At 58.1% G+C, this 253-nt stretch carries 1 protein-coding gene; it reads right to left on the bottom strand.

The features are described 5' to 3' along the window. The coding region (locus ACVA58_RS28375) for a fimbria/pilus outer membrane usher protein (protein ID WP_446513568.1) at positions 1-253 on the bottom strand (253 nt) is incomplete at both ends.

Raw genomic sequence — 253 nt, 5'->3', positions numbered from 1 at the left:
AGCTGGTGCTCATCGACGGCGCATTGCTGCCTGCCTTGCCCAGCGGAATACTCACGTTCAGGCTGATGGTGTTGTTGGTACGCGTAGCACCACCGTTGAACAGCGACTGTTCCATCGTGCGCTGAACGTTGATGTTGTAGTTGATGCGGCGCCACGAGTTACTGTAGCCGGCCGAGTAGCTGGTGGTGCGTTGGCTGTTGCTCCAATAGTTGGCGCTGCTGCCGCTGATATACAGCGAGCCATTGCCTTCGCC

The organism is Photobacterium sp. DNB22_13_2 (genome assembly GCF_052873915.1).
This window is presented reverse-complemented; position numbering and strand designations above follow the sequence as displayed.